Source organism: Streptomyces canus (assembly GCF_030816965.1).
Lineage (GTDB): Bacteria > Actinomycetota > Actinomycetes > Streptomycetales > Streptomycetaceae > Streptomyces > Streptomyces canus_E.
On the sequence record NZ_JAUSYQ010000002.1, the window covers coordinates 10158498 to 10178811 of the forward strand.

General features: G+C 70.5%; 20 protein-coding genes and 1 pseudogene. 18 read left to right on the forward strand and 3 right to left on the reverse strand.

The genetic code is table 11. The annotated features are described in order from the left end of the window. Positions 1-346: 346 nt before the first annotated feature. The 3 genes from QF027_RS47570 to QF027_RS47580 all read left to right on the forward strand — a co-directional run bounded on the left by QF027_RS47570 (position 347) and on the right by QF027_RS47580 (position 3660). Complete coding sequence (locus tag QF027_RS47570; protein WP_307081857.1) at positions 347-871, forward strand: hypothetical protein; 525 nt, start codon at positions 347-349, stop codon at positions 869-871. Then, positions 871-2337 (forward strand): MFS transporter, encoded by a 1467-nt coding sequence (locus QF027_RS47575; RefSeq protein WP_307081859.1) that lies wholly within the window; start codon positions 871-873, stop codon positions 2335-2337. Before QF027_RS47570 ends, QF027_RS47575 begins: the two co-directional genes overlap by 1 nt. 81 nt (positions 2338-2418) lie before the next feature. Beyond that, positions 2419-3660 carry a vanadium-dependent haloperoxidase gene (locus tag QF027_RS47580; protein ID WP_307081861.1) on the forward strand — a complete coding sequence of 414 codons (1242 nt, stop codon included), beginning with the start codon at positions 2419-2421 and terminating at the stop codon, positions 3658-3660. Between the two features lie 206 nt (positions 3661-3866). Here QF027_RS47580 and QF027_RS47585 read toward each other — a convergent pair whose 3' ends face one another. Both QF027_RS47585 and QF027_RS47590 read right to left on the reverse strand, forming a co-directional pair. Continuing rightward, positions 3867-4235: a MerR family transcriptional regulator gene (locus QF027_RS47585; RefSeq protein ID WP_306972625.1), complete on the reverse strand. Its 369-nt coding sequence runs from the start codon at positions 4233-4235 to the stop codon at positions 3867-3869. A gap of 58 nt (positions 4236-4293) precedes the next feature. Further along, positions 4294-5334, reverse strand: coding sequence for an MDR family NADP-dependent oxidoreductase (locus QF027_RS47590; protein ID WP_307081864.1), 1041 nt, complete (start codon positions 5332-5334; stop codon positions 4294-4296). Between the two features lie 559 nt (positions 5335-5893). Between QF027_RS47590 and QF027_RS47595 the strand changes: the two genes are divergently transcribed. From QF027_RS47595 to QF027_RS47665, 15 genes and pseudogenes are all read left to right on the forward strand, one after another. Further along, on the forward strand, positions 5894-6790 hold the full coding sequence (locus QF027_RS47595; RefSeq protein WP_306972622.1) for a TauD/TfdA dioxygenase family protein: 897 nt from the start codon (positions 5894-5896) through the stop codon (positions 6788-6790). Further along, positions 6787-7680 (forward strand): ABC transporter permease, encoded by an 894-nt coding sequence (locus tag QF027_RS47600; protein WP_307081866.1) that lies wholly within the window; start codon positions 6787-6789, stop codon positions 7678-7680. The genes QF027_RS47595 and QF027_RS47600 overlap by 4 nt, the downstream gene beginning before the upstream one ends. Further along, a complete protein-coding gene (locus tag QF027_RS47605; protein WP_306972619.1) occupies positions 7677-8408 on the forward strand; it encodes an ABC transporter ATP-binding protein in 732 nt (243 codons plus the stop codon). The genes QF027_RS47600 and QF027_RS47605 overlap by 4 nt, the downstream gene beginning before the upstream one ends. A gap of 43 nt (positions 8409-8451) precedes the next feature. Next, positions 8452-9507 carry an aliphatic sulfonate ABC transporter substrate-binding protein gene (locus QF027_RS47610; protein WP_306972618.1) on the forward strand — a complete coding sequence of 352 codons (1056 nt, stop codon included), beginning with the start codon at positions 8452-8454 and terminating at the stop codon, positions 9505-9507. Further along, the gene (locus QF027_RS47615; protein ID WP_306972617.1) at positions 9504-10832 is read left to right on the forward strand and encodes an LLM class flavin-dependent oxidoreductase; all 1329 of its coding nucleotides are present in this window, start codon (positions 9504-9506) and stop codon (positions 10830-10832) included. Before QF027_RS47610 ends, QF027_RS47615 begins: the two co-directional genes overlap by 4 nt. A 28-nt stretch (positions 10833-10860) precedes the next feature. Then, positions 10861-11583, forward strand: a complete 723-nt coding sequence (locus QF027_RS47620; protein WP_307081868.1) for an ABC transporter ATP-binding protein — start codon at positions 10861-10863, stop codon at positions 11581-11583. Beyond that, complete coding sequence (locus QF027_RS47625) at positions 11580-12392, forward strand: ABC transporter permease (RefSeq protein ID WP_307081870.1); 813 nt, start codon at positions 11580-11582, stop codon at positions 12390-12392. The genes QF027_RS47620 and QF027_RS47625 overlap by 4 nt, the downstream gene beginning before the upstream one ends. 25 nt (positions 12393-12417) lie before the next feature. Continuing rightward, on the forward strand, positions 12418-12750 hold the full coding sequence (locus tag QF027_RS47630; protein WP_307081872.1) for a hypothetical protein: 333 nt from the start codon (positions 12418-12420) through the stop codon (positions 12748-12750). Next, positions 12747-13839: pseudogene (locus QF027_RS47635) on the forward strand (LLM class flavin-dependent oxidoreductase). Before QF027_RS47630 ends, QF027_RS47635 begins: the two are co-directional and overlap by 4 nt. Continuing rightward, a complete protein-coding gene (locus tag QF027_RS47640) occupies positions 13832-14980 on the forward strand; it encodes an LLM class flavin-dependent oxidoreductase (protein WP_307081874.1) in 1149 nt (382 codons plus the stop codon). The pseudogene QF027_RS47635 and the gene QF027_RS47640 overlap by 8 nt, the downstream one beginning before the upstream one ends. Positions 14981-15253: 273 nt before the next feature. Next, on the forward strand, positions 15254-16159 hold the full coding sequence (locus QF027_RS47645) for an NADP-dependent oxidoreductase (RefSeq protein WP_307081876.1): 906 nt from the start codon (positions 15254-15256) through the stop codon (positions 16157-16159). Between the two features lie 83 nt (positions 16160-16242). Then, on the forward strand, positions 16243-17304 hold the full coding sequence (locus QF027_RS47650) for an alkene reductase (protein ID WP_307081879.1): 1062 nt from the start codon (positions 16243-16245) through the stop codon (positions 17302-17304). A gap of 11 nt (positions 17305-17315) precedes the next feature. Then, a complete protein-coding gene (locus QF027_RS47655; protein WP_307081881.1) occupies positions 17316-17795 on the forward strand; it encodes a MarR family winged helix-turn-helix transcriptional regulator in 480 nt (159 codons plus the stop codon). A 531-nt stretch (positions 17796-18326) separates the two neighbouring features. Next, positions 18327-19235, forward strand: a complete 909-nt coding sequence (locus QF027_RS47660) for an SDR family oxidoreductase (RefSeq protein ID WP_307081883.1) — start codon at positions 18327-18329, stop codon at positions 19233-19235. Between the two features lie 243 nt (positions 19236-19478). Then, complete coding sequence (locus QF027_RS47665; protein WP_306972603.1) at positions 19479-19643, forward strand: hypothetical protein; 165 nt, start codon at positions 19479-19481, stop codon at positions 19641-19643. Positions 19644-19892: 249 nt separating this feature from the next. On the opposite strand, the gene QF027_RS47670 is transcribed toward QF027_RS47665, so the two are convergent. Beyond that, complete coding sequence (locus QF027_RS47670; RefSeq protein WP_306972602.1) at positions 19893-20162, reverse strand: hypothetical protein; 270 nt, start codon at positions 20160-20162, stop codon at positions 19893-19895. Positions 20163-20314 lie beyond the last annotated feature (152 nt).

Below are 20314 nucleotides of genomic sequence, written 5' to 3' on the forward strand. Positions count from 1 at the left end.
CAGGAACTTTCCCGTTCAACGTACGTCGTTCGCCCCGGCGAGTGTCAAGGTCGCACATGGCGGAAGGGCGTCTCACGCGCTGGGACGCATGGTGGACGCAACTTACCGGTCGTGCTTTGATCCGGCCATGGAGACCACTGGCCCGGCACGCACGGTGCTGCTCGACCCGTTCTGGGTGAGCCGCCGCGCCGACCAGTTCGACCAGGTCTGTTGCTGATCGCCGTTCGACGGCTCGCGATCGATCTCGCTCTTCTCTTTCTGCCTGCAGCCTTCTCTCGCCGTCAACCAACCGCCGTCCTGGCGTAGTTGTGGGGCCCGAGTCCGCCCTGCCGTGAAGGAATCTCCCATGGCCCAGTCCACAGCCCTGCCTGTCATCGACATCTCCCGCTCCCGTGCCCCGGACGCGGACTGTGACGCCTTTCTCGCCGAACTCCGCTCCACCGCCCACGAGGTGGACTTCTTCCATGCCTGCGGTACCGGCGCGACCGACGACCCGGCGAACGCGGGGCCGAGCGGCCAGAACGCCGAGTTCACCGCCATCGACACCGGCGCCACTGTCGACGTACGTCTCGTGCTGGAGCCGACCAGCCCCGATATCCTCCGCCTCGCGAAGAACGCCACCTACGACCTGTTCCGGCGCTTCGCGAACGACGACCGCACCGTCACCGGCACGCCCCGGCAGATCGCCGACCCCCTCGAGGAGTGGTTCCACGGCCGCGCCGCCGGCGGCTTCATCGCCAACTTTCCGTACCTGCCGGGCAGCCCGGACGCCTTCGCCGAGGTGCGCCGCCGCAGCCTGTTCCGCACCCACTGCACGGGCCGCGCACTGCGCGATCACCTGGGCCTGCCGCGGCCGTCCCGGCGGGCGTAGTGCTCCCGGGAGAGGACCGCGCCGCACGGCGAGTGCTGCTGGTGTGCATGGCGGCGGGCGCGACGACCCTGCTGGACCAGGCTGTCCTCAACATCGCGATCCCGAGCATGCGGCAATCGCTCGGGGCCGGCGGGGCGGACGTCCAGTGGATCGTGGCCGGGTACTCGCTGGCCTTCGGCCTGGCCCTCGTCCCCGGTGGCAGCCTCGGTGACCTGCACGGGCGCAAGCGTCTCTTCATGGCCGGGATGGCGGCCTTCCTGCTGGCCGGGGTGACGGCTGCGACCGGAGGTGAGCCGGGGACCCTGATCGGTGCCCGGCTGGTCCAGGGTGCTGCGGCCGGGCTCGTCAACTCGCAGGTGATCGGCACCATTCAGGATGTCTTCCACGGGCCGGCGCGCGGGCGTGCGCTTGGCCTCTACGCGGTCACCGGCGGCGTGGCCACGGCCCTCGGCCCGCCACTCGGTGGTGCGCTCGTCGCCGGACTCGGCCCCGAGGCGGGTTGGCGGTGCTGCCTGTTGCTGAGCACTCCGTGCGCCGTACTCACCCTGACGCTCGCGGCCCGTCGGTTGCCTCCGCCCAGGCGCACCGCCCTCAACTCCCGGCTGGACGTCCTCGGCCTCGGTCTGCTCTGCGGCTGCACGCTGACGCTGATGGTGCCCTTCATCCGCACCCCGGACGGCGGGGGAGAGGCACTTTTGTGGGGCACCGCGGCAGGCGCACTGGCAGCCGTCTTCGCTGTGCACCAGCGCCTGCGGATGCGGCGAGGCCGTCAGCCGCTGGTGCACCCCGCGCTGACCTCTTCGAAGCCGTACGTGCTGGGCACAGCCGTCGCCATGGCCCAGTTCGGCTCCTCACTGGCAGCGTTCCTCGTGCTCACCGTCTTCCTGCAGAGCGGCCTCGGTCTGTCCGCTCTGCTCACCGCGGCGGTCGCCCTCCCCGGGGCGGTCGGGATGGGCATCTCCTCGGCCCTCGCCTGGCGGCTCGTGCGACGGATCGGACCGCGTACGGTGACCGTCGGCCTGCTCCTGGGCATCAGTGCCGCCCTGACGGGAGCGGCGGTCGCGCTCTGCGTGCCGACGGAGGTGCTGCCGATGGCACTGGCCGGGACGCAGTTGATGTCCGGCACCGCCGGAGGGCTCACCGTCTCGCCCAACCAGACCCAGGTGCTGCAGCATGCGCCGGCCGAGGCCGCGGGAGTGGGCGGCGGCGTCCTGCAGATGGCCCAGCGCATCGCCGCGGCCATCTGCCTCAGCGCCGTCCCGGCGGTCTATCTGCACGCCGCCTCCGGACACCCGGGAGACGGTCAACCCCGGACCGGGTACGCGCTGGCCTCCTGTGTCTGCGCGGGCCTGCTCGCCGTGGCCCTGATGCTGTCCTTGCGACGCGGCACCGCCCCGTCGTCTCGCCCGTCGGCGCACCGCGCCGGCGCGGTTCCCCGCTCCAAGGAATCGACGGAATCGACCTGATCCCACGTGGCGCCGGTGCCACACCTCGCCCTGTTCTGCCTCAGCGGCTCTTTCAGCCCTACCGAAACCGAAGGAGATCACGTGAGTTCGACCAGAATGCGGCCCGCCCTCGTAGCCCTGGGTGCGTCGGCGCTGTTGACCGCGTCCGTCGCCGTTCCACAGGCCTCGGCGGCCGGCCGTACGTCCACGTCGCTCGCCTGGTACGACGCCACCGCCGAGACCATCGCGACGGCCGGGGCAACCACCCAGATCACCAACAGCCGTACGTGGGCCATCAGTTGGCTCGCGGCCGCCAGGGCCACCCGGAGCGTACCGACGGGCGTCGAGCGCGGCGCGTATCAGGAGGCGGCGCTCGCCGGGGCCGTACACCGTGCGCTGGTGACGCTGGTCCCGAGCCGTGCGGAGCAACTCGACGCGACGTACAAGGACACCCTCGGTGCCATCCCCGACGGCCCGGCTGAGGAGCGGGGCGTCGCGGCGGGGGAGCGGCAAGCCGATCTTGTCCTGAAATCGAGAGAGGGCGACGGCCTGGATCCTGCCTCGGTCAACGCGCCCTGTCCCGTGAAGCCCGCGGCGCCGGGTGTCTGGCAGCCGACACCGCCCGCGTACGCACCGGCGGCCCAGTACGGCAATCGTCTGGCCAAGCCGTTCCTGCTCAGAACTCAGAGTCAGTTCCGGCTCGGCCCGCCGCCCGCAGTGGACTCCGAGCGCTACGCCACTGACCTCGCGGAGGTGCGGGCGTACGGCGCCGCGGACAGCACGGTGCGCAGCGCCCACCAGACCGAGACGGCCACCTTCTGGCTGGGCCCCTCCCTCACCCTCTACACCGAGCCGCTGCGGGTGGCGCTCTCGCGCACGGACCAGGGGATCGCCGGGCAGGCGCGGCTGGTCGCGCTCTTCCACGTGGCGCTGGTGGACACACAGATCGCCACCTCCGACAGCAAATACGCCTACGAACGCTGGCGTCCCGTCACCGCGATCCGCACCGGCACCATCGACCCCGACCCGGACTGGACGCCGCTGCACACCACGCCCGCGCATCCGGACTACCCGAGCGGCCACAACACCTACGCGGGCGCCGCACAGACCGTGCTGTCGGTGCTGGTCGGGCCCCGTACCGCCCCGTTCGACCTGACCAGCCCCACCGCGCCCGGGGTGACCCGGACCTATACCACCTGGAAGCAGCTCTCGGACGAGAACGTGGACGCCCGGGTCTTCTCCGGCATCCACACCCGGTCGGCCGACGAGTCGGGGATCACGCTCGGCACGAACGTGGCCCGATACGTCCTGCAGAACGCGGGACGGCTCTTCGCTCCACGCTGACCCTGCGAGCGCTCACCGGCAGCGCGGCGCCCGTTCCGTAGTGCCGACGCACCGCAGGCCATAACCGTACCGAGGCCCCGCCACCGTGCGGGGCCTCGGCGGGCGGGGCCCATTCGAATGCCGCCGCGCGCGCCGGGCCCGGGCCACGGCTGCTGGTCAGTCCGGCCCCCAGGGGATCGAGCCGCGAAAACGCCTCGTACGGAGGCTCAGGCCCGTCCCGTCTGCCGTGCAAGGCGGGTGCGCAGGCCGGTGAGGCGGTCGATCTCGGCGTCGATGGCCGCCAACCGGCGTGCGACCACGCCGGAGCCGCCGCCGGCGGGGTCGTTGCCGGCACAGCGCCGTTGCGGATCCTCGACCAGGAGCTGGATGCGGTCGGCAATGCCGCGCAGGTCCTCGACGGTCAGACCGAGGGCGAGCAGTTCCCGAATGACGCGGACGCGGGCCACGTCGTCCGGCCCGTACCGGCGCTGGCCCGTGGCCGTGCGCGGCGGCGGGGTCAGCAGACCGCGCTCCTCGTAGAACCGCAGGGCCCGCGGGGTGGTTCCGGCTGCCGCCGCCGCATCTCCGATCCGCATCCCGACCTCGCCTCGCTCCGTGCCCGCACGCTCGCCCCTGACGCGCGGCGGCGGTGCTTCAGTGTGGCGGCAGCTCCACGACGACGGTGCCGAAGTGCCGCCCCTCGAACAATTCCTGCAACGCTCGAGGGGCCCGTTCGATGCCCGGGATACGCACATACGGAAAGGAGATCGCACCGGAACGCAGCCATTCGCCGAACCGTTCGGCCCATTCCTCCGCCACCCCGGGATGGTCCGTGCCGCTGTAGCCGCGCAGCGTGATCCCCTGGGTGATGACGCGGTAGGTGTCGATCTCCACCGGAGCGCTGTCACCGTCCCGGTGCGGTGACAACTGGCCGGCCAGTGCGCCGACGAGAGCGAAGCGGGCCCCGCGGCGAGCCACCCTGAGCGCAGCGGTCAGTTGCTCGCCGCCCACGGTGTCCACCACGAGGTCGATGCCATCGGGTGCCGCCGCGCCCAACTGCTGGATGAGCGGGGGGAGTCGGTCGCCGGGCACGACCACCGCGTCATAGCCCAGCTCGGTGCGCAGCCGGTCGGCCTTGGCCGGGGAACGGGTACTGCCGATGACCCTCCCGGCTCCCAGCAGCCGGGCGACAGGACCGGCAAGGGTCCCCACAGCGCCGGCCGCCCCGGTGACGAGGACCGTGTCGCCGGGACGGATGTCGGCAAGCCGGGTGAGCGCACCGTAGGCGGCCACCCCGGACGACAGGTGGGCGACCGGGTCCGGCAGGACATCGCCGACCGGGGTGCAGTCGGCTGCGGCCACCAGCGCGTGCTCGCGCCACCCGAGCAGGTGCGTGACGGCATCTCCCGGTTGCAGTGGGCTGCCCGTGCCCGCGGCGACGACCTCGCCGACGGCGGGGCCGAAGAGCACGTCACCGGCGTGGATCGGCGGTAGCGGTACCGCACCGGGCTTCCCGCCGATCAGGGTGCGCAACCCGGGGAAGACAAGGAAGTACCGGTTCCGGACGAGGACTTGTCCCGGACCGGGCGCGGGCAGCGGCTGTGCGACGACGGCGAAATGCTCAGGGCCGGGCAGCCCCTCAGGGACGGTGACGAGCCGGACCTCACGGGTGGCGGAGGGCAGGAAAGCGGCCATGGAAGGCTCCTGATCGAGGGAAACGGGCCGAGCGCGGACGACCGGCCGGTGTCGGGGCGCAGACGCTAGCCCTTGACGCGCACGTCAGGGGCAAGCACGGCGCCTGTGTGACCTCCACGAACAGGCGGAGAAGTTCTTTGTGTCCGCCATGCGAGACCTGTTCGGAAAGCCATTGACCGACGTGGTGGACCTCTGCTGAACTCCCGTCCTATGAACCCGCGCGTGGACCTCACTCGGCGGCGCCACATCGATCTGGCGCACGTCTCCAGCGCGTTTTGTTGTCGCTGACGCGGCAAGGGATCTTCGTATCCACCTCCTGAGCGCTCCCCTCTCCTCACATCTCCTTCTCGTGTGAGCCTGGAGCCTGTTCGCGTATGCCTGTGCGGTCGCTGAGAACGCGGCTGTAGCGGCCCTGCGCCCACGCGTCTTCTCTCCGGCCGGCCGGCCGAGTCCGGTGTTCCGCGTGGTCGATCAGCCCTGCGCAGTACCAACCCCTTCACTCGACTGCCCGTTCCCCGGCACCCCTTGGTGTGCCCGTCTGTCCGGGAGGGATCCCCTCATGCCCGTGTCCATCCGTAAGCTCACCGGCCGCATCGGCGCGGTCGTCGAGGGCGTCGACCTCGCGGCACCACCCGATTACTCGACGGTCACGGTGCTGCGTGACGCCCTCAACGAGCACAAGGCGATCGTCTTCGCCGACGTCGACCTCGACAACGCCGGTCAGGAGCGTGTGGCCGGGTGGTTCGGTGAACTCACCACCGCCCACCCCAACGTGCCGGCCGCCGACGGCACGACCAATGTCCTCGCCGTCGACAGTGAGACGTCCAAGGCCAACGAATGGCACACGGACGTCACCTTCGTGGTCAACCCGCCGCAGCTCACCACGCTCCGGTCCATCGTGACCACGCCGTACGGCGGCCAGACGCTCATCGCCAACGCCGCCGCTGCCTACCGCGACCTGCCCGAACCGCTGCGCGCCCTCGCCGACTCGCTGCGCGTCGTGCACACCAACCAGTACGACTACGCCCGCTCCGCGGCCACCACCGCCGAACGGCAGGAGTACGACCGCGTCTTCGTCTCCACGCCCTACGAGGCCGAGCACCCGGTCGTGCGAGTCCATCCGCTCACCGGTGAACGCGGGCTGTTCATCGGCGGGTTCGCCAAGCGGATCGTCGGCTTGTCGGGCAGCGACTCGGCCGATCTGCTGCGCATCCTCCAGTCGTACGTGACCCGTCCGGAGAACATCCTGAGCTGGACCTGGTCCCCGAACCAGCTGCTGATCTTCGACAACCGGATCACCCAGCACTACGCGGTGGACAACTACGACGACCACCCGCGCCGCCTCAACCGGGTGACTGTCGCGGGAGAAGTGCCGACCGGTGTCGACGGCCGCCGCAGCGAGCAACTGGTCGGCGACGCCTCGCACTACAGCAGCGTGCTGGCGGTGGCGGCATGACCGAGCTCAGTCTGAAGGCGCCTGCCGTCACCGAGGGCCCGGCCGCCGCGACGACGGGAGCGCGGGAACGCGAGGTGTTCCTGCCGCGCGACGCCCGCCGCCGGGCGCCACTCAGCGCACTCCGCGGGCGCCTGCGCTGGCCGCTGGGCATCTACACGACCCCGGTCGCGATCCTCCTCGCCTGGGAGATCCTCGCCCGGGCCGGAGCGGTGTCGAAGACCTACGCCCCCGCGCCGACGTCGATCGTGAAGTCCGCCGTCGAACTGTGGCAACAGGGGGTCCTCGGGCCGGACTTGGCCATCTCGCTGCAGCGGGCCGGTATCGGTCTCGCGATCGGTCTGACAGTGGGCATCGTCACGGGGGTACTCGGTGGGCTGCTGCGCAGCGGCGAGTACCTGTTCAACGGCGTCGTGCAGGTGCTCAACACCATCCCCCTTCTTGCGGTGCTGCCCCTGATGATCGTGTGGTTCGGCATCGACGAGCTCACGAAGGTGCTGCTGATCTCCTTCGGTGCCGGTGTCCCGATGTATCTCAACCTGTTCGCCGTGATCCGGGGTGTCGACCAGCGGCTGATCGAGATGGCGCGCACGACGGGCGCGGGCACCTGGCGCCTGGTGACGCGCGTGCTGGTGCCCGGAGCCCTGCCGGGGTTCCTGGTCGGCCTGCGGTTCTCCCTCGCGTACAGCGTCCTGGGCCTGGTCGCCGCCGAAACGGTCAACGCCGACAAGGGACTTGGCTTCCTCATCACTCAGGGTCAGACGTATCTCCAGACCAACCAGGTCTTCGTGGGGCTGGTGATCTACTCGCTCCTCGGTCTGCTCGCCGACCAGTTCGTCCGAGCTCTCGAGCGGGTGCTGCTGCGGTGGCGACCCAGTTATGAGGCGTCATGAGCAGCACGATGGCGACGGAGCCCCGCCGACAGACCGGGGCCGTCGTCGAGCAGGTGGTCCGTCGGTTCGGTGACCGAGTGGTGCTCGACCACCTCGATCTCACCATCGCCGACGAGGAGTTGGTGATCCTGCTCGGCCCTTCGGGCTGCGGCAAGAGCACCCTTCTGCGGCTGCTCGCCGGCCTCGACCGGCCCGACGGCGGGCGCGTGGAGGTCCCGGCGCGGCGGGCGATCGTCTTCCAGGCCGACCGGCTGCTGCCGTGGCAGCGGGTGCTGCGCAACGTCACGCTCGGCCTGCACGGTCCCGACGCGGACCAGCGGGCCCGTGACGTGCTCGCCGAGGTCGGCCTCGCGGGCCGCGAGAAGGCATGGCCCAAGGAGCTCTCCGGCGGCGAGCTCCAGCGGGTCTCGCTCGCGCGGGCCCTGGTCTCGGAGCCCGAACTCGTGCTGCTCGACGAGCCGTTCGCGGCCCTCGACGCCATCACCCGGCTGCGCATGCACGACCTCGTACGCGCGCTGCGGACCAAGCACCACGCCGCCATGCTGCTCGTCACCCATGACGTGGACGAGGCGATCGCCCTGGCGGACCGCATTGTCGTCATGAGCAACGGCCGCATCGGCACCTCGCACGAGGTTCACCTCTCCGCCGCGGAACGCGAAGCGAGCGTCGCACGCGAGGAACTCCGCGCCACGCTCCTGGCGGACCTCGGTCTCGCCGGCCAGCACTGACCTGCTCGAACACCCTCACCCAGCACAGAAAGCACGACAACCCATGCGAAAGAGAACCACCAGACTCATCGGCGCAGTCGGCTCGCTCGCCCTGGCAGGCGCCCTCGCAGCCTGCGGATCATCGTCGGACACCGCCGCGCCGCTGAGCAACGCCGCCGACGCAAGCGACGCCAAGCACCCCGAGTGGAGCAAGTACACCTTCACCATCGGCGACAACGGCGGTGACGGCAGCCAGGAACTGGCGAAGATCACCGGCGTGTTCGACAACGCCCCCTACAAGGTGAAGTTCGCCCGGTTCACCTACGGCCCGCCGCTCGTGCAGGCCGCGGCCTCGGGCGACATCGACCTCGGCAGCGTCGGCGACGTACCGCCGATCACCGGCGCAGCGAAGGAGTACGGCTTCAAGGTCGTCGCCGTCAACCGCTCGCTCACGCCCGACCAGGCGGTGGAGAACATCATCGTGCCGAAGGGCTCGAAGCTGAAGACGGCCGCCGACCTCAAGGGCAAGAGGATCGCTGTCCCGCAGGGCAGTTCGGCCCACGGTCTGGCCCTGAACGCGCTGAAAAGCGCCGGTCTCACGCCCAAGGACGCGAAGCTGGTCTTCCTCGACCCGGCGGCCGGCGCCACGGCGTTCAACACCGGGAAGGTGGACGCCTGGTCGATCTGGAACCCGCAGTCGGCGATCGCCGTCAAGAACGGCGCGCGGATCCTGGTGAAGGGGCTACCCCCGATCGACCAGACGAGCAGCTACTACGTCGCCAGTGACACGTCACTGAAGGACAAGACCAAGCGCGCGGCTCTCACGGACGTTCTGAAGAGGCTGTCGCGAGAGTTCGCCTGGGCCGTCAAGAACCCCGATGAATACGCGCAGGCGCTCTCGAAGGAACAGGGCATCCCGCTGGCCGACGCCAAGGCGTCCCTGGCCGCCTACTCGAACCGGGTGACTCCGGTGGAGCAGTCGGACATCGAACTGGAGCAGAAGCTCGCCGACGCCTTTCTGGAGGCAGGTCAGATCACCAAGACGGTCGACGTCAAGTCGATCACGGACAACCTCCTCCCGGCCGGTTACGACAGCTCGAAGCTGAAGGTCACGTCATGAGCGCGGGACGGCGGCGGCTCCACCTCAACGCCTTCCTCATGGAGGCGGGCCACCACGAGGCGGCCTGGCGGCTCCCGCACAGCAATCCCCGGGCCGACTTCGACCTACGGCACTGGATCGAACTGGCACAGCTGGCCGAGAGCGCCAAGTTCGACTCGCTGTTCCTCGCGGACGGCCCGGCCCTCATCGGCACCGGCGAGTTCCGGCCCCCGGGCCAGCTCGAGCCGCTGACACTGCTGACCGCCCTGTCCCAGGCGACCAGCAGGATCGGCCTCATCGCGACCGTGTCGTCGACGTACAACGAGCCGTACAACCTCGCCCGCCGGCTCGCGTCGGTCGACCACGTCAGCGGCGGCCGGGCCGGCTGGAACATCGTCACCTCGGCAGGGGCCGATGAGGCCGCCAACTTCGGCCTCGACACCCGCCCCGGCCACGCGGAGCGCTACGCCCGCGCCGACGAGTTCCTGAAGGTCGCCAAGGCACTGTGGGACAGCTGGGAGTCCGAGGCCGTCGTGGCGGACAAGAACACCGGACGCTACGCCGACCCCGCCCGCCTGCACCGGCTCGGCCACCAGGGCAGGTACTTCAAGGTGGCCGGCTCGCTCAACGTCGAGCGTCCGCCGCAGGGTTACCCGCTGCTCGTGCAGGCCGGTTCCTCGGAGGACGGCAAGGACTTCGCGGCCCGCCACGCCGAGGCGATCTTCACCGCGCACACGACATACGAGCGTGCGGAGGGCTTCTACGCCGACATCAAGGCACGGACCAGAGCCGCGGGGCGCGACCCGGACGGCGTCATCGTCCTGCCGGGCATCGTCCCCTACATCGGCTCGACCGAGGAGGAGGCCCGGGCGCTCGCGCGGCAGTTCGACGAGCTGCGCGTCCCGGAGTACGGGCTGCGTCAGCTGGCCGCCGTGTTCGAGACCGAGCCGTCGGTCTTCGAACTCGACGCCCCGCTGCCCGAGTTCATCCTGGCTAGGCCGAAGCTGGAGGGTTCGCAGAGCCGTTCCGACCTGATCATCGATCTCGCGGTACGCGAGCAGCTGACGGTCCGGCAGGTCATCTCCCGGCTCGGGGGCGGACGCGGCCACTTCGAGTTCGTCGGCACGCCCGAGCAGGTGGCGGACACGATCATCGCCTGGTTCGAGGGCGGGGCGGCGGACGGCTTCAACATCATGGCGCCCGCGCTGCCGTCGGGCCTGGCGGCCTTCGTCGAGCACGTGCTGCCGATCCTGCGCGGCAAGGGCCTGTTCCGCGAGGAGTACGAGGGCACGACGCTGCGCGAGCACTACGGGCTTCCGGTCCCCGCGAACCAGTTCCATGGCTGACCCGCATTCCGGGCCTGATCCGCTTCCCATGGCCGACCTGCTTCCCATGGCCGGCCCGCCTCCAACGGCCGACCCGCTCGCGACTCCCGCCGCTTCCCCTTCCCGGAGCGGCGGGAGTCCGCCCGCGTTGCGGGTCGAGGGTCTGCGCAAGAGGTACGAGGACGGCTTCACCGCGGTGGCCGGGCTCGACCTGGAGATACCCGACGGCGCGTTCTTCGGGCTGCTCGGCCCGAACGGCGCCGGGAAGACCACACTGATCGGCTCGGTGTGCAACATCGTGCGCCCCAGCGCCGGTACCCTCTCCGTCTTCGGGCACGACCACCGCAGCCGTCAGGCCCGCAGACTGCTGGGTCTGGCCGCACAGGACATCAACGTCGACCGGTTCCTGTCCATCCGCCAGATCCTCGTCTACCACGCGGGATATCACGGCATCGGCCGGAAGGCGGCAACCCGGCGCGCAGACGAACTGCTCGCCCTGTTCCGCCTCGACGAGCCCACGGCCGGCGTCGACGTCGAGCTGCGCTCGGAGATCTGGCGGGTCGTGAAGGGCCTCAACGCGGCCGGCACCACGGTCCTGCTGACGACGCACTACCTGGAGGAGGCGGAGACCTTGTGCGACGAGATCGCGCTGCTGCGCGCGGGCCGGATCGTCGACCGCGGGTCCGCCGCCTCGCTGCGGGAGCGGTACGCGGCCCGGAACATCTCGGAGGTCTACGACCGGGTGATCAAGGCGGAGGAGGTGACCCCGTGAGCGGTACCGAGACGCCGGCCCTCCCGGCGTACGACGAGCCGTTCCGGCCGGAGCGCTCACCGGTTCTGTGGCTTCTCGAGCGCGAGGTCCTGCGCTTCCTCACGATCTGGCGCTACAGCGTCGTCGGACCGGTGCTGTCGACCGTGCTGTTCGTCGTGGTCTTCGGATCGGCCCTCGGCTCGCACGTCGACACGATCGACGGCGTCGGCTACGGCAGCTTCATCGTGCCCGGCCTCTTCGCCCAGGCGATCGTCAACGTCGGGTTCTTCAACGGGACGACCAGCCTGTTCGAGGCCCGCCGGGACCGGTACATCAACGACGTGTTCGCGAGCCCGCTCAGGTGGTGGGAGATCAACGCGGCACTGGTGGGCGGCGGCGTCGCCCGAGGCGTCGTCGTGGGCGCGGGCGTCCTGGCGGTGGCCCTGCCGCTCACTCACGGCGGCGCCCCGGCCCGCCCCTTCGTCCTGCTGTTCGGCACACTCGGGCTGCTCCTGGTCGCCGCGCAGGTCGGCGTGATCGCGGGCGGTCACGCCAAGTCCCTCGACCATGTCTACTCCATGGAGTCGATCATCCTGATGCCGCTGGGCTTTCTCGGCGGTGTCTTCTACTCGGTTCACCAACTGCCGCCGTTCTGGGACTACGTGAGCCGCCTCGACCCCGTCTTCTGGCTGGTCCAGGTCGAACGGATCGGGTTCCTCGGCCAGGGCGACGTCAGCGCAGGCTGGGCCCTCGCCGTGGTCTGGGCTCTGGCGGCGGCGCTGACGGCCTGGTCGGACGCGATGTTCGCCACCGGCCACCTCAAGCCCTGAACCGCACGGGAAGGAACACAACGCCATGACGAGCACCGGATCCGAACAGGCCCTGCCCACAGATGTGTTGGTGATCGGCGGCCCTGCGGGCACCTGGGCCGCGCTCAAGGCCGTTCAGGCGGCGGCCGACGTCGCCTTTGCCGACAAGGGATACACGAGCGCGCGCGGAGCGACTGCATCCGTCGGCACCGGCATCCGGTACGTGGACGACGTCCCCGAGCTGCGCGAGGCCGCCATCCGCGGCCCGGTCATCGACACGGGCAACCGGCAGAACGTCATCGGCTCGTCGGAGACGATGGCCCGCACCGTCAACGCCTTCGCCGACAAGGTCGTCCCGCTCATCGAGGAGGCCTCGTGAAATTCCTCGCCATCACACTCATCGTGCACCGCCCGGATCCCCTCACCGGGGTACAGAAGCCGACCCACGACCGCTTCCGTGAGGTCCTCGACAACGCGCTGCTCGCCGAGGAGTTGGGCTTCGACGGCTTCGGCGTGGGGGAGCGCCACGAGCGGCCGTTCATCTCCTCCTCACCGACCGTCGTACTCAGCCATGTGGCCGCCCTGACGAAGCGGATCCGCCTGTTCACGGCCGTCACGACGCTCAGCCTGCTGGACCCGGTCCGGGCATACGAGGACTACGCCACCCTCGACCACCTGTCGGGCGGGCGTCTCGACCTGATCATCGGCAAGGGCAACGGCGCCGCCCAGCGCGACCTGTTCCACGTCACGCCCGAGGACCAGTGGGACCGCAACGCCGAGAGCTACGAGCTCTTCCGGAAGATCTGGCGCCAGGACAAGGTCACCGCCGACACCCGTTTCCGCCCGCCGCTGACCGACGCCGAGGTGTGGCCGCGGCCGTACCAGCGGCCGGTGCGGGTCTGGCACGGCAGCGCGACCAGCAAGGAGTCGGTCGACCTGGCCGCGCGCTACGGCGACCCGCTCTTCTCGGCGAACGTCACCAACCCCATCGAGCCGTATGCCGAGTTGATCCGCTTCTACCGCGAACGCTGGGAGTTCCACGGCCACGACCCGGCCGACATCGCTGTCGGGGCCGGCACTGCGGGTACCTACGTTGCCCCCACCACCCAGGAGGCCCTGGCCGCGTACCGCCCGATCTTCGAATCCAACCTGGCCTTCTTCAAGAAGGCCGGCCTGCCGGTCGTCCTTCGAGAGCCTGGAGGACTTCGTCGAGCGCAGCTCGGCGCTGATCGGCAGCCCGCAACAGGTCATCGACAAGGTGCACCGCTACCACGAACAGTTCGGGCACACCGTGCTCCACCTGCATGCCGACGCGGGCGGGCTGACGGAGTCCCAGCACCGTGCCTCCCTCGAGCTGTTCCAGTCCAAGGTCGCCCCCGTGCTGCGCCGCGAGATCCCGGACCCGCCGTTCGCATGGGGGCCGGTGCTTCCGGCGCCGCCGCTCACCCAGGAGTCCGCCCATGTCTGACATCTCCCTCGGTGTCCTCGATCTGGTCCCGATCCCGTCCGGCTCGACGGCAGCCGATGCGCTGCGCAACTCCATCGACCTCGCACGGCAGGCCGAGCGTTTCGGATATGCCCGCTACTGGTTCGCCGAGCACCACCTCAATCCGGGCGTGGCCGGCACATCACCCGCAGTCGTCCTGGCGCTGACCGCATCCGCCACCTCCACCATCCGGCTCGGTTCCGGGGCCGTGCAGCTCGGGCACCGCACGGCGCTGTCCACGGTGGAGGAGTTCGGTCTGATCGACGCGCTGCACCCGGGCCGCCTCGATCTGGGCCTGGGCCGCTCGGGCGGCCGCCCGCCGGGCCGGCCGGCCGCACCGTTGCCGACGGCGACCCCGGTCGTCGACGGCCGTACCCCGAACGGCCTGCTGATCCCACCCCGCTTCTCCTTCGAGTATCTGCTCGGGTCACCCCGCATCGCGCTGCAGCGGAGGCTGCTTCTACTGCCGGGCGCGGAGTCACAGGACTACGCCGACCAGATCGACGACACCCTCGCCCTGCTCGACGGCACCTACCGCTCTCCGGAGGGCATCGAGGCGCACGTCGTGCCGGGGGAGGGCGCCGACGTGGAGGTGTGGATCCTGGGCAGCAGCGGTGGTCCGAGCGCCGAGGCGGCGGGCGCCAGGGGGCTGCGGTTCGCGGCGAACTACCACGTCAGCCCGGCCACGGTCCTGGAGGCGGTGGAGGGTTACCGGTCGTTCTTCCAGCCTTCCGAGTTCCTCGACAAGCCGTACGTCAGCGTCTCGGCGGACGTTGTCGTCGCCGAGGACGAGACGAAAGCCCACGAACTCGCCACCGGCTACGGCCCGTGGGTCCGCAGCATCCGTACCGCCGAGGGTGCCATCGAGTTCCCGACGCCGGAGGAAGCACGCGCCCACACGTGGACCGACGAGGACCGGGCCCTCGTCCAGGACCGCCTCGACACCCAGTTCGTCGGCTCACCGGGCCGGGTGGCCGACCAGTTGGAACAACTCCAGGAGGCAACGGGCGCGGAGGAGTTGCTCATCACGACGATCACCCACGACCACGCGGACCGGGTCCGTTCGTACGAACTGCTCGCGGAGGAATGGCGCCGACGGGGCCACTCCTTCCAGTCGAGCTGACGTTCGGGAGTTCTGGCTGCTCGGCTCTCCGGTTCCACCTCGGTGAGGACACGGTGGACGGTGGCACCGGAGGGTGCTGAGCTTTGCTCGCGCCCTCGCGCCCTCGCGGTCGCCGCGGTCGTTGACGTGGTCAGCCATGAAGCAAGTGGTAGGCGCACCCCGAAGCGAGCCGAGGTGGCTCCCTTCGCAAATACTTGGCTAGCCACATGATTGCTGTTACCTTAATTATGTGGCCAGCCACTCTTTTGGGTGGCCGAAGGGAATGGAGTCATCATGAAAGCAATCGTTTTCGACCAGTTCGGCGGCCCGGACGTGCTGCACGAGGCGGACATCGAGGTGCCGCAGCCCGGCCCGGGCCAGGTCCGGGTCCGCGTGAAGGCCGCCGGGCTGAACGCGCTGGACGGCAAGATCCGCTCCGGGATGATGGAGGCCGTCCGCCCGACGACCCTCCCCGCCGTCCCCGGTGGCGAGCTCGCCGGCGTGGTGGACGCCCTGGGTGAGGGCGTGCAGGACATACAGGTGGGCGATGAGGTGCTGGGCTGGTCGGACACCGGCTCGTACGCCCAGTACGCGCTGGCCACCACCGTGGCCGCCAAGCCCACGGGCCTCGACTGGCAGCACGCGGTCGCGCTGCCGGTGGCCAGCGAGACGGCCGAGCGGGTCCTGAACCTGCTGGAGGTCGCCGCCGGGGAGACCGTGCTGATGCACGGCGCTTCCGGAGCGGTGGGAACCCTGGCTGTCCAGCTCGCCACGGCCCGCGGAGCACGCGTGATCGCCACCGCGGGCCCCTCCAACCAGGAGTACCTCGCCTCGCTCGGCGCCACCGCGACCGTGTACGGCGAGGGCCTGGTCGAGCGGGTGCGAGCGCTGGCCCCCGACGGCGTGGACGCGGTGTTCGACCTGGCCGGGAAGGGAGCCCTGGAGGACTCCATCACGCTGCGGGGCGGCACCGACCGCATCGTCACCATCGCCGACTTCGGCGCACGGCAGCTGGGCATCACCTTCTCCCAGGGGTCCCCGGAACGCTCAACCGCCCGCCTCGCCGCCCTGGCCCAGGACGCCGCGGCCGGCAAGCTCGTCACCACCGTCACCGCCTACCCGCTCGACCAGGCGGCCACGGCCCAGCAGGTCAGCGACGCCGGGCACGTGCGGGGCAAGCTCGTCCTGACCGTCGGCTGAGCACGCCCGCCCACCGCCTCCCCACGACCACCCGCTGCCTCTTCGGTGACCGGCCGGTCACCGCCCTATCGAAGGATCCCCTCATGCTGCACTCCCTGTGGACACCGACCACCGTCGGCGACATCTCCCTCCCGCACCGCCTGGTCATGGCCCCCATGACCCGTGACCGCTCCACGCCAGAAGGCGTACCGACCGAGCTGAACGCCGAGTACTACGCCCAGCGGGCCTCGCACGCGCTCGTCATCACCGAGGGAACCCAGCCCTCCGCCGATGGGCAGGGCTACCTCCTGACCCCAGGCATCCACAATGACGAGCAGATCGCCGGGTGGCGCAAGGTCACCGATGCCGTGCACGCGGCCGACGGCCGGATCGTCATCCAGCTGATGCACACCGGACGCATCGCCCACCCCGACAACACCCCCCACGGCCGCCGGCCGGTCGCCCCTTCGGCGGTCCGCCCACAGGGCGCGATGTTCACCGCGTCCGGGCCCCAGGAGATGCCGACCCCCCGTGCTCTGTCGACACAGGAGGTCGCGGCGACCGTCGACGACTTCCGCCGCGCCGCAGCGGCCGCTGTCGCGGCCGGCGCCGACGGCGTGGAGATCCACGGCGCCAACGGCTACCTGGTGCACCAGTTCCTGTCCGACAACACCAATCAGCGCACCGATGGCTACGGCGGCTCGATCGAGGGCCGCATCCGCTTCGCCGTCGAGGTCGCCGCAGCCGTGGCCGACGAGATCGGCGCCGAGCGCACCGGTATCCGTATCTCCCCCGGCAACCCCTACAACGACATCGCCGAGTCCGACACCGCCGAGCTGTATCCGGCGCTCCTGGACGCCCTGCGCCCCCTCGGCCTGGCCTACCTCCACGTGATGCACGCGGGCGACGAGGAGCTGCTGGGCACCCTGCGCGCACTGTGGCCGACCACCCTGATCCTCAACCGGGCCGGCACCGACCTGCCCACCCGCGCCAAGGACGTCGACCACGGCACGGCCGACCTCGTCTCCGTCGGCACCCTCGCGCTCGCCAACCCGGACCTGGTCGAGCGGCTACGCTCTGAGGCGCCGCTGAACACCCCCGACCCGGCGACCTTCTACGGCGGCGGAGTGGCCGGCTACACCGACTACCCCACCCACACCGTCTGAGGAACCGAACCATGCCCATCCCCGAACCCCGCATGCCCACGACGGCCGGCGCAGGACCGATGAGCTACGCGATCTTCCAACTCGCCCGCGCCCACCGCGCCTACGCCGCCGCCATGCTCCGCGAGATGGACCTGCATCTCGGACAGGAACTGCTGCTGATGCAACTCCTGGACCGGGACGGCCAGACCCAGTCCGAGCTGCTCGACAGCGTCGGCCTGGACCACTCCACCGTCTCCAAGTCCCTTCGCCGCATGCAGGACGCCGGCCTGCTCCTCCGTGAGCCGGCCGCACATGACCGGCGCGTCATGGTCGTCCACCTCACCGACAAGGGCCGTGCGATGCGCGAGCCCCTGGCAGCCATGTGGCGGGCCCTGGAGGAGACCTCCGCACGAGACCTCTCGGCGCAGCAGGCGGAGTCCTTCGTCCGCACGGCCTACGCCATCGCCGACGCGATCAACAGCCGCGCGCTGCCACGGGAAGAATCTGAGTAACTCCCCTCGGATTGCACCCCGGTTCCGGCCTGAAGTGCCAATCGGTACCGGCGTTCTCGCGAAGTGGACAGTCCTGTAGCGCACTCAGCTGCACGAAGGCCCGTGCTGAACGGAGCCTGGCTTCGCGATTGTCGGAACAAGTCCGGTGAGCCGAGCCGGCGGATGGGGCGCGGTGCCCCGCTCACCCCGGTACGTCAGGGAGAACGGGCTGGGCGGGTCCTCGGCGTCAGGGGCAAGTGCGAGCTGTCCCGGTGCGGGCAGGCGGAACTCGTCCGGGGGAAGGGGCAGGGAAAGGGCAACACTCCTCCCAAGGGGATGTCGAGCCCCTCCCCTTCGCCGGCCAGGCTGAGGCCGGCCGCATCACCCGCGTCCTGTTCACCGTCGCCCCCTGCAAGCTCCTGCCGACCGGCGGTGGCCCGTGCCGCAGATCCGCCCATCACAGGCCCGCCCCTTGAGCGACCCGGGCCGACGGCGCCCCCGTCTGCGCCACCTGATCTCCCCACTCCTGACCTGATGGAAAGTGAGACCCCCATGACCACCACCCTGCCCGTCCTCGTCGTCGGTGCGACCGGCTCCCTCGGCGGCAAGGTCGTCGACGAACTGCTGGGGCGCGGCAAGAACGTCCGCGCCCTGGTCCGGCCGACCACCGACGCCAGCAAGCTGGAAAGCCGGGGTGTCGAGATCGCCCGCGGCGACATGCTCGACCTCGACTCGCTCGTCGCCGCGATGAACGGTGCCGACGCCGTCATCACCACCGCCGCCGGCTACACCCGCGGCGGCAAGAACGCCCACGACATCGACACCATCGGCAACGCCAACCTCGCCGAGGCCGCCCACCGCACCGGCATCCGGCGGTTCGTCCTGACCAGCATCCTCACCAGCGACCAGACGCCCCAGGTCCCGCACTTCTGGCACAAGAAGCTCGCCGAGGACAAGCTCGAACAGCTCGGCGTCCCCTTCGTCGCACTGCGACCTGGGGCGTTCCTCGACCAGGTCGCGAGCATGGCGGGCGACCCTGTCGACAAGGGCCGCATGGTGTGGATCGGCAAGGCCACCGTCCCGCTGACCTTCGTCCACACCTCCGACCTCGCGGCCTACCTGGCAGCCGCCGTCGACGCCGACGCCGAGGCCGGTGAGCGGATCGACATCGGCTGGGACCGTCCGGTCAGCATGCGCGAGATGGCCGACCTGATGGGCCGCCGGGCCGGGAAGAAGATCAAGGTGGTGGCCATCCCGTCCGCCGTCGCCCGCGCCGCAGGAGCCGTCGCCGGCCGCTTCATGCCCCTGATCAAGGACCTGGCCGCGATGTTCCGCTGGTTCGAGACCGGCCGCTACGTCGCCGACCCCCGCCGCCAGGAGCAGCTGTTCGGCCCCGTCCCCAAAGCCGAAGACGCCCTCGCCCGGTACACCGACGAGCTGCGCACCGCACAGCACCGGTGACAGGCCCGCGTCCCCTCCCCCGCCGCCCGGCGGCCTGACCAGGACGCCTCGGGCCGATCCCTCCTGGCCGAACCACTCCACAACCGTTCCGGCCGAACCGAACGGGTGACGGGGCGCGCGCTCAGCGCTTCCCCAGCCGGCATGAGGGGGCTCGAAGCCCTGCGATCGCGGGGGCTTCACCCGGTGTCCCCCATTGACAACCAGATGTCCGCAACTGCCTGAGCGATTCGCCGAGGAACTGGCATGGACAGGCGTGCAGCGTCCGCAGGCGCCGCCGCCTCTGCGACGATGCGAGCGGTCGTCGTCTCTCGGCCCGGCGGCCTGGATGCCCTTCAGGTCACCACGGTCGTCCTGCCGACACAGACGGTCGACGCCGCTGCGAGGCAACTCGGAGTTCCGGGGCGCTGACGCCATGTCAACTGCGGCCAGGGGCCCGAGATGCCGACGAGCAGGATCGCGAGCAACGCCAGGAGGGCGGTCCACCCGCCTGAAGTGTTGCGCCCCGACGTATCGCCGCGTACCGCCGGATGCAGGCTGCCGGGCAGCGGCCGGGGGACAGGGCCGGCGCGCCTCATTCCCGACGGGTGCAAGGAGACCGGTCGAACCGATGCCCGGTCGGAGACGTGGCTGTCGAGGCCGGTCTTGCATGGGAAGGGCCTACGCCCGTCCCGTCCGCTGCGCCGGCTGGACGCGCAGCCGGCTCAGGCGGTCGATCTCGGCGTCGATGGCCGCCAACCGGGGCTCGACCCCGCCGGAAGCGGCGGAGACGGCGTCGGCGTGCGCGCAGCGCCGCCCCGGCCTCGTTCTGTTGCGGTGTCCGGCGCCCGCTCCGGCGGACAGGCAGGCTTGGGGGAGGTCCTGCCGTAGATCCGAAGCATCGCGGCCGACCGTGCGGGGAACGGCCCGGCCCGCCCTCCGGGCGAACACGGAGGTTCGACGACAGGACCTACGGAAGCCGCCAATTCCCGTGGCCGAAGGGGGCATTGGCACTCCTCGGCCACAGGATTTCCTTGAGCCGATTTCCGCTCAGCGCTCACTCTGATCACTGGCTTCCGCCCACCAGGCCGGAAGCGTTGTCA

Excerpts from the sequence above, each read along its gene's own strand:
- QF027_RS47585 (WP_306972625.1), bottom strand. The coding sequence starts at position 4,235 with ATGCGGATCGGAGATGCGGCGGCGGCAGCCGGAACCACCCCGCGGGCC.
- QF027_RS47650 (WP_307081879.1), top strand. The coding sequence starts at position 16,243 with ATGCTGCACTCCCTGTGGACACCGACCACCGTCGGCGACATCTCCCTC.
- QF027_RS47660 (WP_307081883.1), top strand. The coding sequence starts at position 18,327 with ATGACCACCACCCTGCCCGTCCTCGTCGTCGGTGCGACCGGCTCCCTC.
- QF027_RS47615 (WP_306972617.1), top strand. The coding sequence starts at position 9,504 with ATGAGCGCGGGACGGCGGCGGCTCCACCTCAACGCCTTCCTCATGGAG.
- QF027_RS47640 (WP_307081874.1), top strand. The coding sequence starts at position 13,832 with ATGTCTGACATCTCCCTCGGTGTCCTCGATCTGGTCCCGATCCCGTCC.
- QF027_RS47590 (WP_307081864.1), bottom strand. The coding sequence starts at position 5,334 with ATGGCCGCTTTCCTGCCCTCCGCCACCCGTGAGGTCCGGCTCGTCACC.
- QF027_RS47600 (WP_307081866.1), top strand. The coding sequence starts at position 6,787 with ATGACCGAGCTCAGTCTGAAGGCGCCTGCCGTCACCGAGGGCCCGGCC.
- QF027_RS47665 (WP_306972603.1), top strand. The coding sequence starts at position 19,479 with ATGGACAGGCGTGCAGCGTCCGCAGGCGCCGCCGCCTCTGCGACGATG.
- QF027_RS47630 (WP_307081872.1), top strand. The coding sequence starts at position 12,418 with ATGACGAGCACCGGATCCGAACAGGCCCTGCCCACAGATGTGTTGGTG.
- QF027_RS47605 (WP_306972619.1), top strand. The coding sequence starts at position 7,677 with ATGAGCAGCACGATGGCGACGGAGCCCCGCCGACAGACCGGGGCCGTC.
- QF027_RS47610 (WP_306972618.1), top strand. The coding sequence starts at position 8,452 with ATGCGAAAGAGAACCACCAGACTCATCGGCGCAGTCGGCTCGCTCGCC.
- QF027_RS47655 (WP_307081881.1), top strand. The coding sequence starts at position 17,316 with ATGCCCATCCCCGAACCCCGCATGCCCACGACGGCCGGCGCAGGACCG.
- QF027_RS47570 (WP_307081857.1), top strand. The coding sequence starts at position 347 with ATGGCCCAGTCCACAGCCCTGCCTGTCATCGACATCTCCCGCTCCCGT.
- QF027_RS47620 (WP_307081868.1), top strand. The coding sequence starts at position 10,861 with ATGGCCGACCTGCTTCCCATGGCCGGCCCGCCTCCAACGGCCGACCCG.
- QF027_RS47645 (WP_307081876.1), top strand. The coding sequence starts at position 15,254 with ATGAAAGCAATCGTTTTCGACCAGTTCGGCGGCCCGGACGTGCTGCAC.
- QF027_RS47595 (WP_306972622.1), top strand. The coding sequence starts at position 5,894 with ATGCCCGTGTCCATCCGTAAGCTCACCGGCCGCATCGGCGCGGTCGTC.